The following is a 13,561-nucleotide window of genomic DNA, read 5'->3' on the forward strand; positions in this document are numbered from 1 at the left end:
AACGTCATTGGTGCCGGTGATGGTAATGGTGACCAGCCTTTGCGAGGTGGCGATACCATCCGAAACGGTGACGGTATATTCCTGGGTCAGTTCTTCACCGTCGCCCAGGAACTGAATGTCGGCGTTGGCGACCGTAAAGGTCCATTCGACCGTGCCGTTACCCCCCTCTCCCGTTGTGTCGGCGCTGATGACGGCGTTCAGTGTTCCGTAGTACTGCGCAGGCGACGTGATCAGATTACCTTCGGCAACCGAGACCGTGTGGCTGTCGCTGAGGTCGATCTCGGCGAAATCAAACGACCCGCTGTCGGTCAGAGACGTCGGGAGCGCACCGGGAAGACCGAAGTCATCTTCGGTGACCTCGCCGGCGGCATCGCCGCCGTCGCTGACGACCGGAGCGTCATTGGCGCCGGTGACGGTGATGGTGATCGAGGATTCGGTTGTCGTTGTGCCGTCGCTGATCTCATAGTCGATGACGATGTCGGTGGTTTCGCCGTCGGCCAGGTAGTCGTAGGCTTCGTCGGTCGGGTCGAAGGTGAAGGTCGAGCCCGACAAGGTGACACCGTCCGGCAGTTCGTCTTCCGCGATGATGGTCAGGTCGTCGTCTTCTGCATCGGTGACATTGTCGAGCGCGTCGATGACGACGCTGGAGCCGCCTTCGGTCGCCGTGTCGTCGAGGTCACCGGTCACGGTCGGGGCGTCATTGACGGCCTCAATGACCAGTTCCTGGGTCAGGTCCAGGGTGCCGCCATTGCCATCCGAGACCGTATAGTTAAGCGTAAGGATGCCGCTGAAGTTGGCAGCCGGGGTGATGACCCAGGCATCGTCGTCTTCATCATAGACCGCGGTAAAGTCGTCACCGCTCAGGCTGGTCACGGTCAGATCATTGTCTTCACCATCGGCAACGCCCTGGAGCAGGGTGGCGGTCGTGACGGTGTAGTCCGTGTCTTCGGTGCCATCCTCGAGGGACGCCTGGTCGGCTTCGAGGTAGGGGGCGGTATTGGCTTCGATGATCTTCTGGAAGATGCCGGTGCCTGAGGCATCGGGTGAGGTCCAGGTAACGACGAAGCTGCCATTGGTCAGGGTGGCGACCGAGGGCGCGACCTGTTCGCCGGTGGTGGTGGTGTTGACCAGCAGGGCATCCCCGTCGGTGGTGCCGTCAGCGTGGAAGCGCTGGGCGTAGATGCCCGAACCGTTGCCGTCAGTGCTGCTGGTCCAGACGATGACAAAGCCGCCGGTGCTCAAGGATGCGATGGCCGGGTCGGTCTGGGTGCCGGTCGTGGCGCCGCTGTTGGCCGTGGTGTTGGCACCCTGGGCGACGCCCGAGGCGTTATAGCGCTGGAAGTGGACGTCGGTGGTGGAACTGTCCTGCCAGGCGATGACATAGCCACCGTCGTCGAGGGCGGCCGTGGCCGGGAAGCGCTGGTTGCCGGTGGTGACGGTATTGACGCGGACTTCACCCTGGGCGACGCCGGACGCGTTATAGCGCTGGGCGTAGATGCCGTAGCCCAGGCCCGAGCCTTCCTGGCCGTTGCTGTGCCAGGTGACGACAAAGCTGTTGTCAGCCAGCGCCGTGATGGCCGGGCTTTGCTGGTCGCTCGTGGTGTAAACGTTGATCAGGAATTCCGAGCCAGAGGCCGTGCCGTTGGCATTGAACCTTTGGGCGGCGATGCCGAAGCTGGAGCCGTCGCCGGTGTTGATCGAGGCGCTGGCCCACGAGACCATATAGCTGCCATCGCTGAAGGCGGTGATGACCGGCTGGTGCTGGTCAGAACCGGTATTCGTATTGACCCGGGTTTCGGCCAGGACGACGGTGCCGGCGGCGTTGTACTGCTTGAGATAGACACCGTAGGCCGAGCCGTCCTGGACGTTTGACGCCCAGGCAATGGCATAGCCGCCACCGGACAGGCCGGTGATGGTCGGCTGATACTGCTGGTTGGAGTTGGTGGTGTTGACCTGGAATTCAGAGCCGTTGGTGGTACCGTCATTGTTGAAGCGCTGGGCCTTGATGCCAACGCTGGCGGTGCTGCCGACCAGGTCGGTGCCGGTCCAGGTGACGACATAGCCGCCGCCGGTCAGTTTCGCTACGGACGAAGAATTCTGGGCGCCCGTCGTCACTGTGTTGACCGCGCCCTCGGTCAGCGGGTTGTAGGTCGTAACCAGGTCGTCGGTGTCGCTGATGACGTAGGTCGACAGGGCGCCGTCTACGGTGACGGTGCCGTCGGTGACGCCGAAGCTGAAGGTGACCTTGCCGATATAGTCCTCGGACGGGGCAAAGCTGTAGTCGCCGCCGCCCAGGTCGGTGACCGTACCATGGTTGGAGGTCACGGCGCCGCTGATCGACAGATCGTCATCGTCGACGTCGGTATAGCCGTTGAGAAGGTCCTCCGCCGTAAAGGCAAAGGTGTCGTTGGCGATGGGGTTGCCGAGGTCGGTCGGATCACCGGTCAGGACCGGCCCACCGTCGTTGACCGAGGCCAGCGAGAAGCTGCGGGTCTGGTCTTCGAGGTCCGTCGTGCCGTCGCTCACGGTATAGGTGATGGTGACCTCGCCATGATAGTCGGCGTCAGGCGTGAAGGTCCAGCCGCCATCGGTCACTTCAAACGTACCACGATCAGCGCTGATGGCGGTGACGGACAGGTCGCTGTCGACGTCCGAGAAGCCCGTCAGCAGGGTGGATTCCAGGATGAGCTGGGTCGTGTCTTCGGTGCCATCGGCCACCGTGCCGGAGGGCGCGCCGGTCGGGGCGTCGTCAACGGCGGACAGGTTGTAGGCGGCGGAACCGGCCACGGTCGCTTCGCCATCGGTGATGATGTAGTCGAGATTGACCTCACCGTTGTAGTCGAGGTCCGTCAGGGTGATGGTGACGTCATCGCCCGAGATCGAGGCCGAGCCGATGATGGTACCGTCGCCGTCCGTGACCGTGATTTCGTTGTCCTGGATGGACAGGGTGTCGCCATCGACATCGTCGGCATTAGCCAGCAGGGCGGTAAGCGTGGTCGTGACGCTGGCGCCTTCGATGGTGTCGGTCAGGGCGATATTGCCGCTGTTGGTCGGGGTGTCGTTGACGGGGGACAGGTTGTAGGAGGCGGAACCGGCAACGGTTTCGCCGGCCACCGGAGCGCCGTTCAGGTTGGACCCGGCGTCGGTGATGATATAGTCGAGATTGACGACGCCGTTATAGTTGATGTCGTCAAGCGTGATGGTGACGTCGTTGCCGGAGATGGAGGCCGAGCCGATGATCGTGCCGTCGCCGTCCGTGACCGTGATGTCGTTGTCCTGGATGGACAGGGTGTCGCCATCGACATCGTCGGCATTGGCGAGCAGGGCAGTGACCGTGGTCGTGACACTGGCGCCTTCGATGGTGTCCGTCAGGGCGATATTGCCGCTGTTGGTCGGGGTGTCGTTGACGGGGGACAGGTTGTAGGAGGCGGAACCGGCAACGGTTTCGCCGGCTACCGGGGCGCCGTTCAGGTTGGACTCGGCGTCGGTGATGATATAGTCGAGATTGACGACGCCGTTATAGTTGATGTCGTCAAGCGTGATGGTGACGTCGTTGCCGGAGATGGAGGCCGAGCCGATGATCGTGCCGTCGCCGTCCGTGACCGTGATTTCGTTGTCCTGGATGGACAGGGTGTCGCCATCGACATCGTCGGCATTGGCGAGCAGGGCGGTGATCGTGGTGGTGACGCTTGCGCCTTCGATCGTGTCGGTCAGGGCGATATTGCCGCTGTTGGTCGGGGTGTCGTTGACGGGGGACAGGTTGTAGGAGGCGGAACCGGCAACGGTTTCGCCGGCCACCGGGGCACCGTTCAGGTTGGACTCGGCGTCGGTGATGATATAGTCGAGATTGACGACGCCGTTATAGTTGATGTCGTCAAGCGTGATGGTGACGTCGTTGCCGGAGATGGAGGCCGAGCCGATGATCGTGCCGTCGCCGTCCGTGACCGTGATTTCGTTGTCCTGGATGGACAGGGTGTCGCCATCGACATCGTCGGCATTGGCGAGCAGGGCGGCAACCGTGGTGGTGACGCTGGCGCCTTCGATGGTGTCGGTCAGGGCGATATTGCCGCTGTTGGTCGGGGTGTCGTTGACGGGGGACAGGTTGTAAGAGGCGGAACCGGCAACGGTCGCGTCGCCGTCGGTGATGATGTAGTCGAGATTGACCTCACCGTTGTAGTTGATGTCGTCAAGCGTGATGGTGACATCGTCGCCCGAGATCGAGGCCGAGCCGATGATGGTACCCTCGCCGTCGGTGACCGTAATCTCGCCACCTTCGATGGACAGTGCGTCGTCGTCGCCGGCATTGGCCAGCAGAGCCGTAACCGTGGTGGTGACGTTGGCGCCTTCGATGGTGTCGGTCAGGGCGATATTGCCGCTGTTGGTCGGGATGTCGTTGACATGGTAGACGGCGGATCCTGCGACGGAATCGGTGCCGTCGGTAACGGTGTAGGCCAAGTAGACATCGCCGTCATATCCAGCGTCGTTCAAAGTGATGGTGAAGGTGTCATCGACGCGGTTGGCGGTACCGATCACAATGTCGTCACCGGCGGCGCCGGTGACGAGGATCGAACCGCTGATGTCCAGCGTGTCATTGTCGGCGTCTGCGGCATTACCGAGCAGGTCTGCGAGGCTAAACTGCGCATTGGTGCCTTCGTTGACGCCGGTCAGGGTATCTTCGGCGCTGAAGGTCGGGGCCGTGTTGTCAACCTGCGACATTACAACGCTGTAGGAAAGGTTGGTCCAGTCTTCGCCTGCAGTCGAAATCGACAAATAATAGATTCCGGCATTGAGATCGAACTGAGCGTATTCGGTGTAATTGCCGTCATCATCATCATCGTTCGCAAACAGCACGCCTTCAGAGTCGTAGACGGCGATGCTGATATTGCCCCACTCACCACCTTGTGCTGTGACATCGTAAATGCCGTCTTGGTCAACGACCACCTTGATCCAGTCGGTGTCGCCAGGGGTGTCTTCAAAAACACCGTTATATGTGCCCTCGCCGTTGACGAGGTCGAGTTCGGCGCCGGTCGAGGTGTCGTTTGCAATATCAACCATGGGGTCCTCCTCAGGACAAGTCGAAGGGCGCCGCAGACGAACCGTCGGCGCCGGGAGTTTAAAGCTGGAGGGGCTGACCTGAGGGCTTCAGGCCTGGGCGTGGAGATGAAACTGGGCGGCGTTGCCGGAGAGCCCCCGGACGAACACCCGGGGCGTTGGGGCGCAGAGCAGGTTGCGGGTTTGCTATACTGCGGCAGAGGCGCAGCGCGCGGGCACGGTCGTGCGTTAACAGCACTCGGGCGGGGAAATAAGAAATCCCTGCCCGGCACGGCGTGATATTCGCCCAAGCCGGCGCGGGAGGTGTCGCACAACAAACGGCCAGCGCGCGGGCGCTGGCAGAAAAAATGACGAGCACTTGGACTAGTCCCCTGTATTTTTGAGTATTTTTACTCTTGGTGACCCTGTAGGGATTCTCCCGGCAAGATTATATTTTATTGGTTACTGATCCCTTAAGGCGATTCGCTTCCTGGCCATATCCTGCAAACAGAGGAGGCTGCGGGCAGGCTATTATCGCTTTAAAGTGGTGATATTAGCGCCGTCAGAATGTGCGGCCCACTGCGTGATGTAATACCTATCAACGAAAAGATTGACACATTGACAGTCGGTAGACCCCTCCGCCTCGAGCCTCGCCGGCAGGCAGCGCTACGATCTTCGATCTCCGCTTGCTCGCCATGGCACGGGCCACTCCGCTCCCCATCGAAGGGATGGGGAGGAGAAAAAAGAAAATGTTCAATGGTTCCTTCTCCTCCCCATTTCAAATGGGGAGGTGCCGAGCAAGCGAGCCCAAAGGGCGAAGCGCTGCCTGCCGGCGAGGCTCGAGGCGGAGGGGGCCCCTTGCGGAAAGACTGTCAAAGTCAAAGTGGGTTGGTGTAACTCGGCCGGTCGCGAAGCCGGCTGCGTCTCGCGGCGCAGAGGCGCCGGCCGCGGACGTTCCACCCCCTATACCAAGCCCGATAAAGAAAGCCTGTTTCGGCGCCGGGGTAACGGTCAGCGTGTCAGGCGCGGGGCAAGGCCGCTGGGACCGACGCCGGAGGGGACGGGGACGCCCGATCCGCTGTAGCGCGTATTGATGACCATGACCGGGTTCCGCTTCAGGGTGATCGTCTTGGCGACGATAATGCTCCAGGCTGAGTCCTCGGCGACCTGACCGGCGGTTTCAACCTCAAGTTCTGCATTGGGAATATAGATGGTGCCCAGGAGTTCACTGACATTGTTGGAAGCAATGACGAACTTTTTGTCATTGTCGCGCGTGGTGACCAGCAGGAAGCCGGCAAACGGCCCTTTCTTGCGCGCAGTGATCTGAACTGACGAGGTGTCGTTGAACTTCACCGACTTGTCCGTGGCGAAGATAAGCACGACGTCGTCGCCCCGGACGACAGCGTTCTCTTTGGTGTGCAGGTGGTCCATGAACCAGTGATCGCCCGGGCCCAGGATCAGGATGGCATCCTTCTCGATCTTGTACTGGCTGCAGTGGACGCCCGCCGCAAGGTTGAGAACGCCGTTGGTCACAACTTTGATGTTTTCCGTCTTGCCGGCGCAGTCGGTGGGCGGCGTCAGGTCCATGGTAGCGAACGGATCCTCGATCGTTATGGCGCCGCCATGGCCCTGGGGCGACACCGGGCCCGTGACCAGGCCGACCGCCTGGGTCTGGGCAGCCTGGACGAAGGCACCGCTGGCGACGGTAATGTCCTTGTTGCCATGGATCAGGCAGCCGCCGGCGCGGATTGTCGCCTGGTCGTCGACCTTCATCTCCGAATTACCGATCTGGAGGATGCACAGGGGCGTTTTCAGCAGGCCTTCTGCGGTCGCTTTTGCACTGATCGGTTTGGGTTCGCTCATGAAGCCGATCAAGGGTTCATGCCGGCTGCGGCCGGTGACAGTTACGGCACCCGTATCGCGGTCGATTGTGACCTCGAAGCTTGCCGGATTGCGCATGTCCGCGACCTGCTGACGGGCCGTGGTTTCGGCGGCGCCTGTAACCAGTTCGTCGCTGCCCAGGGCCAGTTTGGCAGCCCCCATCAGCGCACCGGCATCGACCGCTGACTGGAGGCTGTAGCGGTCATTGACCATGGCGGAGTGATCGATGGTTGCGGTCACCGCGTACAGTATCGGACCTGCGCACAAGGCGGCAATTACAGCCGTATTTGCGGCCGTACAGTGTTTCCATCGGATCAGGACATTGTGAAAAGCGGAAAAAACCATGGTTAGAAATTACGACCAAACCGCTTACATTTGTTTAAGGGTAGATCACAAGGACTGCAGGAAGCACAGCATCTGCTGTTTCTTTATTTTGCTTGGGTTTGGGATTGTCGGTTGCTTATACTGCGTTGCAAAATGCGCTGAATGAAGTTCAATTTTCTTGCCCGTTCAAGGCCTGGGCCAAGGCCAAAGGATCGTCCGTCAGGCGTTTCAGGTTCAGGGCGCATAGCGGCGATAGCAAAGATAAAGGGACGTTGTCGGGATTCGCCAAGGTGGAATCAGTATAGGAAGAAGGCTTACGGCGGAATCAAAGGGGGCATGTGATGGCTTTGCGCGATGTGACGGGGGCTGTCGATTTTGCCCATCTGGAAGACTATACGCTTAATGATGCCGAGGTCATGGAAGAGGTCCTGCGCCTGTTCCAACAGCAGAGCGACCTGTGGGCGCCTCTGCTCAATGCAGATCATGAGGGCTGGCGCGATGCCGCCCACACGCTGAAAGGTGCAGCCGCGGGGATCGGTGCCAACGACCTGGCAGCCCTTGCCGGGGAGGCCGAGAGGGGCGACCTTGCGGGCGCTGCCGGCCGGCTGGAGAAGGTCAAGACGGCGTTGGCGGCCGCGCTGATGGATGTCAGCGCCTATCTGCATCATCTGCAATTGCGTAGTTTGCGGGGGTAGGGGGGCAAGTCATCTGACGGAGGGGAAAAGCGGCTCAAATGTGTAAATTTCTATCTAATTTTGTCGATGTCCGGACGGCTGGACGCAAACATTGCCGATCGGTAACTTGACGCACCTTCCCGGCTGGCAGGATGATTTCCTCAGAGACGATTTTTCTGATGAGGTCGCACATGTCGCTACGCTGTTCCACGGCTGTCGCCCTGGTTTTTTCAACTTTTCTGGCCGGCGTGGCGTTCGCCGAACCGGTTCACGATGTCGACCTGCAGGGGATCGATGCGTCGGTGAAGCCTGGCGACGATTTCTATCGCTACGCCAACGGCACCTGGATCAAGACGACGGAGATCCCCGCTGACCGCTCGTCCTATGGGCCGTCGGCCGTTCTGGTCGAAAAGACCAGCGAGCAGGTACGCACCCTGATCCAAGACGCCGCCGCCGGTAATGCATCGGCCAGCTCGACCGCCCAAAAGGTCGGCGACTACTATGCCGCCTTTATGGACGCGGCCGCCATCGACGCCAAGGGCCTTCAGCCGCTGGCGGCCGAGTTTGCTGCCATCGACGCGATCGGCGACAGGTCTGCTCTGGCGACCTATTTCGGCAGCCATTTGCGCGCCGATGTCGATGCGCTGAACGCCACCGACCTCTATACTGATAACATCTTTGGGTTCTGGGCCCAGCAGGGCTTCGAAGCGCCCGACCACGTCGTCGCCTATATCATGCAGGGCGGACTGGGCATGCCGGACCGTGACTATTATCTCGATCCGTCCGACAAGATGATGGCTCTGCGCGCGCGTTATCAACAGCACATCGTCACCATGCTGACCCTGGCCAATGTCCCCGACGCTGAGGCCAAGGCTGTGCAGATCCTGGCGCTGGAAACGGCGATCGCCAGGACCCATGCCTCGCGGCTCGATACCGGCAATGTCCCCAAGGCCAACAATCCGTGGACGCGCGCCGATTTCGCGGTCAAGGCGCCGGGTCTCGACTGGGACGCCTATTTCAAGGCGGCGTCGTTGGACAGCCAACAGGACTTCATCATCTGGCAACCGACGGCCGTTACCGGCACTTCGGCCCTGGTGGCCAGCGAGCCGCTGGCGGTGTGGAAGGTCTATCTGCGCTACCGTCTGCTGGACCACTATGCCGCCGTCCTGCCCACGGCCTTTTATAACGAGTCGTTCGCCTTCTACGGCACGGCCCTGCACGGCACGCCTAAGATGCGCGACCGCTGGAAGCGCGCCATCTCGGCGACCAATGGTGCCCTGGGGGAGGCCGTCGGCCAGCTTTATGTCGAGCGTCACTTCCCGCCAGAAGCCAAGGCCAGGATCCAGGAGATGGTCGACAATGAAATCGCTGCCTACCGCGTCCGGGTCGAAAACCTGACCTGGATGTCACCGGCCACCCGGGCCAAGGCCCTGGCCAAGCTGGGGACTTTGAAGGTCGGGGTCGGTTATCCCGACAGGTGGATCGACTACAGCGGGTTTGAGGTGGTGCGCGGCGACGCTGTCGGTAACATGCAACGCGCCGAGCTCTTCAACTACAAGCGCAACCTGGCCAAGCTGGGCAAGGCGCCGGATCACTATGAATGGGTGATGACGCCGCAGACGGTCAACGCTGTCAACCTGCCGATGGCCAATGCGCTGAACTTCCCCGCCGCCATCCTGCAGTCGCCCTATTTTGATCCGGGCGCTGATGCGGCTTACAATTACGGCGCCATCGGCGCCACCATCGGCCATGAAATCTCCCACAGTTTCGACGACACGGGCGCGATGTTCGACGAAAAGGGCAGGCTGGCCAATTGGTGGACGCCGGACGATCTGAAGCACTTTCAGACGGCCGGTGCGGCCCTGGCCAGGCAATATGACGCCTATTGCCCGTTCCCGGACCTGTGCCTGAACGGCCAGCAGGTGCTGAGCGAGAACATCGCCGATGTAGCTGGCCTGGCGGCAGCCTATGACGCCTATAAAATGTCGCTGGGCGGCAAGCCGGACGAGGTCAGGCACGGCTTGACAGGCGACCAGCGCTTTTTTATCGCCTTTGCCCAGAGCTGGCGCGACAAGACGCGCGAGGCAGCACTGCGCCAGCAGGTCCTGACCGATGGTCACGCGCCGGACGAATATCGCGCAGACACGGTGCGCAACTTGGACGCCTGGTATGAGGCTTTCAAGGTGACACCGGAGCAGACGCAGTATCTGAAGCCGCAGGATCGCGTTAAGGTGTGGTGACGTCACACGCGGCGACAGACACGAAAGCTGCCCGGTGTGATCGGACCGGGTGCGCCGTGCGACGGTGACATGTTTTTCCGCTTGGATACGGGCGTGGCTATGTTAGAGCGGGCGAGCGCGGCCAAAGTGTAGCTGGCCATGATTCAGGACGCCCGACCCATGCCCAATCCCCTTGAACATATCGTCATCGTCGGTGGTGGCACCGCGGGCTGGATGGCGGCTGCCATGCTGGCCAAGCTGATCGTCGCCAAGGCGCCGAAGCCGCCGAGGGTCACGCTGATTGAATCCGACGATATCAGCACGGTCGGGGTCGGTGAAGCGACGATTCCTGCCATCAAGAAATATATGGCGCTGCTTGGGCTCAATGAAGCCGACTTCATGAAGTATACCCAGGGCACGTTCAAGCTGGGGATCGAATTTGTCGACTGGGACCGGCTGGGCGAAAGCTATATCCATGGCTTTGGCAAGATCGGCCAGGACCTGGGCTGGATGCGGCCGCACCAGTACTGGCTCAAGATGCGCAACAGCGGCAAGGTATCGCCGCGGTTTGACGATTACGCCGTCAATCCGACAGCCTGCCGCAACAACAAGTTCGCCAAGGCGCGGGGTGACGGCCGCAAGTCGCCGGTGAACGATATCGGCTACGCCTATCATTTCGATGCCGGCCTCATGGCGCGGTATCTGCGCCGGATTGCTGTGCCCCTGGGCGTGAAGCGCGTCGAAGGCACGATTGTCGATGTGCGGCTGAAACCGGACAATGGCCATGTCGAGTCGGTGGTGCTGAAGGACGGCCAGGTGGTCAGTGGCGATTTCTTCTTCGACTGCTCAGGCTTTCGCAGCCTGCTGGTCGGCGGCGCCCTGGGCGTCGCCTATGAAAGCTGGAGCCATTGGCTGCCGTGCGACCGGGCCCTGGCGGTGCCATGCGCCGGCGTAACGCCCATGACGCCCTATACCCGGTCGACAGCGCGCACGGCGGGCTGGCAGTGGCGCATTCCGTTGCAGCATCGCATCGGCAATGGCCACGTCTATTCCAGCCGGTTTACCAGCGATGACGAAGCCGCCCGGGTGTTGATGGACAATCTCGACGGAAAGGCCTTGGCCGATCCGCGCCCTATCCGGTTCGAAACCGGCAAGCGCAAGAAGCTGTGGGAAAAGAATGTGCTCGCCGTGGGGTTGAGTGGTGGTTTTATCGAACCGCTGGAGTCGACCAGCATCCATCTCATCCAGACGACCGTGCTGCGGCTGTTGAACCTGTTTCCGGACAAGGACTTCGATCCGGCCACGGCGGCGGAGTACAACGCCCAGGCCGATTCCGAAATCGAACACATTCGTGACTTCGTCATCGCCCACTACAAAATGACGTCACGCGATGACAGCGAAATGTGGCGCTATTGTCGCAACATGGCGGTTCCCGATACTCTGGCGCGCAAGCTTGACGGATTCTCCGCCTCAGGCCGGGTGTTCAAGGCGAATGACGAGTTGTTCTCAGAAGACAGCTGGATCCAGGTGCTGATGGGGCAGGGGCTGATGCCACGGGGGTATGACCCGATCGTCGACAATTACCCGGAAGAGACCATAGTCGCCTATCTGAACAATATCTCCAGCGTTGTCGCCAAAAGCGTTGCCGCCATGCCGACGCACGACCAGTTTGTCGCGGCCTACTGCGCGGCGGAGAGCCTGTAGAGCGCAGTCCGATAAAGTGGCGTAACTTTTTCGGATTGCGCTCCAGCCCCATTCTCTTTCAAAAGCTTGGGCTCTTGTCAAAAAGCTTTGGGCAAAAGCCTTTGCGCCGGAAACGGTTTACGTTAACGTATAACGGCCGACATTTGGGCTATGGGCGCTTAGGCGCGAATTCGGGTGATGTGATGAAACTGACAGCGGTAAAGTTGAGAACCTTGTTGTTATCGGTGGTGGCAGGTGCTGCGGTGGCGACGGCTGCCTGGGCCTGGGGATCTTCCGGCCATCGCTTTATCGGTGAAGAGGCCATTCGTGCCTTGCCAGACTATACACCTGACTTCCTGCGCGCCCCCGACGCGATTGCCGATATTGGCGAATATGCCAATGAGCCCGACCGCTGGCGCGATTCCGGCTTTGTCCACGACAGCGAGCGTAACGCCGCGCATTTCATCGACCTGGACGACGAAGGCAAGACCTTCACGGGCAAGACGCTGGCGGAATTGCCCAGGACCCGGGCCGATTTTGAAATCGAGCTGAACAACAAGGGCGAGAAGATCTGGAAGTCGGGCTATCTGCCCTATGCCCTGGTCGATGGCTACCAGCAGGTGGTCAAGGACTTTGCCTATTGGCGCGTGCTGAGCCTGATGGAAACGCGCGAAACCGACAAGGCGAAAAAGGCGTGGTACCGCGCCGACCGGATCCGCCGGGAAACCCTGATCAAGCGCGATATCGGCATCCTGGCCCACTATGTCGGCGACACCACCCAGCCCATGCATATGAGCATCCACTATAATGGCTGGGGTGAGGAGTTCCCCAATCCCAACGGTTACACGCTGGAGAAGATTCACGTGCCGCTGGAAGGTGCCTATGTCGATGCCAATATCACCGCCGCAGACGTTCGCGCCCAGATGACGGCCTATGAGCCCTGCACCGACGGACCTGAAAAGTGCTTCGCCAAGCGGATGATGAAGAGCCATGCCCTGGTTGTGCCGCTGTACGAACTGGAAAAGGCCGGCGGCTTCAAGGAGGGGGACCCGCGCGGCCGCGAGTTCATGAAGAAGCAACTGGGGCAGGCAGCCTCGGACCTGCGCGACGTCGTCCTGGACGCCTGGCGCGATTCCAAGACCATGCCGGTTGGCTGGCCCAAGGCGACCTATGACGACTATGTCGGTGGCAAGGTCGTCGATCCGTATCTGTCGCTGCACGGCGCAGGTTGATGCCGGACCTGTTGATGGCGGAGATCAAGCAGTTCGGCGCGCGCCAGGCTGGCCTGGTCTACAAACCCCGTGTCGGCGCCTATGGAATCCTGCTGCACGAAGGCCGGATCGCCTGTGCGCAGATCGGTTATACGAAGTTCGCCTACGACCTGCCCGGTGGCGCCCTGGATCCAGGCGAAACACCGGAACAGGCCGTTGTGCGTGAGTTCCTGGAGGAAACCGGTCTTGAGGTGGCGGTCGGCCGTCAGGTGACGCAGATCGATCATTATTTTGTCCATGACGACGGCACGCCGTACAACAACCGCTGCCATTTCTACGAGGTCGAGATGAGGGCGCACCGGCCGGCGGCCAAGACCGAACTGGACCACGAACTGGTGTGGCTGCCGCCGCTGGAAGTCATCAAGCGCCTGAAGAACGAGGGCTATGCCTGGGCCATGGTGCTGTGGCTGAGAGCCATGCGGTGAGGAGAGGGGGCCGACTTTCCGCTCAAATGCTGCCGTAGGGCTCGCTTCTTGGG

At 61.0% G+C, this 13,561-nt stretch carries 7 protein-coding genes; 5 read left to right on the forward strand and 2 right to left on the reverse strand.

What is annotated here, in order from left to right; all coding sequences use genetic code 11:
• Together ABAC402_RS0119695 and ABAC402_RS23485 are read right to left on the reverse strand one after the other, a co-directional pair.
• On the reverse strand, nt 1-5,055 hold a 5,055-nt coding region (locus tag ABAC402_RS0119695; protein ID WP_031235115.1), incomplete at its 3' end, for a cadherin-like domain-containing protein.
• Nucleotides 5,056-6,042: 987 nt separating this feature from the next.
• On the reverse strand, nt 6,043-7,152 hold the full coding sequence (locus ABAC402_RS23485) for a hypothetical protein (RefSeq protein ID WP_155847289.1): 1,110 nt from the start codon (nt 7,150-7,152) through the stop codon (nt 6,043-6,045).
• Between the two features lie 425 nt (nt 7,153-7,577).
• Between ABAC402_RS23485 and ABAC402_RS23490 the strand changes: the two genes are divergently transcribed.
• The 5 genes from ABAC402_RS23490 (at nt 7,578) to ABAC402_RS23510 (ending at nt 13,508) form a co-directional block, all read left to right on the forward strand.
• Nucleotides 7,578-7,931, forward strand: a complete 354-nt coding sequence (locus ABAC402_RS23490; protein WP_023448100.1) for an Hpt domain-containing protein — start codon at nt 7,578-7,580, stop codon at nt 7,929-7,931.
• Nucleotides 7,932-8,101: 170 nt separating this feature from the next.
• Nucleotides 8,102-10,150 (forward strand): M13 family metallopeptidase, encoded by a 2,049-nt coding sequence (locus ABAC402_RS23495; protein WP_023448101.1) that lies wholly within the window; start codon nt 8,102-8,104, stop codon nt 10,148-10,150.
• A gap of 159 nt (nt 10,151-10,309) precedes the next feature.
• A complete protein-coding gene (locus tag ABAC402_RS23500; protein ID WP_031235116.1) occupies nt 10,310-11,833 on the forward strand; it encodes a tryptophan halogenase family protein in 1,524 nt (507 codons plus the stop codon).
• Between the two features lie 182 nt (nt 11,834-12,015).
• Nucleotides 12,016-13,044, forward strand: a complete 1,029-nt coding sequence (locus ABAC402_RS23505) for a hypothetical protein (RefSeq protein ID WP_031235117.1) — start codon at nt 12,016-12,018, stop codon at nt 13,042-13,044.
• The gene (locus ABAC402_RS23510; RefSeq protein WP_023448104.1) at nt 13,044-13,508 is read left to right on the forward strand and encodes an NUDIX domain-containing protein; all 465 of its coding nucleotides are present in this window, start codon (nt 13,044-13,046) and stop codon (nt 13,506-13,508) included. The genes ABAC402_RS23505 and ABAC402_RS23510 overlap by 1 nt, the downstream gene beginning before the upstream one ends.
• The last annotated feature ends 53 nt before the right edge of the window (nt 13,509-13,561 follow it).

This window comes from Asticcacaulis sp. AC402 (assembly GCF_000495835.1).
Lineage (GTDB): Bacteria > Pseudomonadota > Alphaproteobacteria > Caulobacterales > Caulobacteraceae > Asticcacaulis.

What these genes read in the sequence shown, in the direction of transcription:
- ABAC402_RS23490 (WP_023448100.1), top strand. Translation starts at nt 7,578, where the DNA reads ATGGCTTTGCGCGATGTGACGGGGGCTGTCGATTTTGCCCATCTGGAA.
- ABAC402_RS23505 (WP_031235117.1), top strand. Translation starts at nt 12,016, where the DNA reads ATGAAACTGACAGCGGTAAAGTTGAGAACCTTGTTGTTATCGGTGGTG.
- ABAC402_RS23500 (WP_031235116.1), top strand. Translation starts at nt 10,310, where the DNA reads ATGCCCAATCCCCTTGAACATATCGTCATCGTCGGTGGTGGCACCGCG.
- ABAC402_RS23510 (WP_023448104.1), top strand. Translation starts at nt 13,044, where the DNA reads ATGCCGGACCTGTTGATGGCGGAGATCAAGCAGTTCGGCGCGCGCCAG.
- ABAC402_RS23495 (WP_023448101.1), top strand. Translation starts at nt 8,102, where the DNA reads ATGTCGCTACGCTGTTCCACGGCTGTCGCCCTGGTTTTTTCAACTTTT.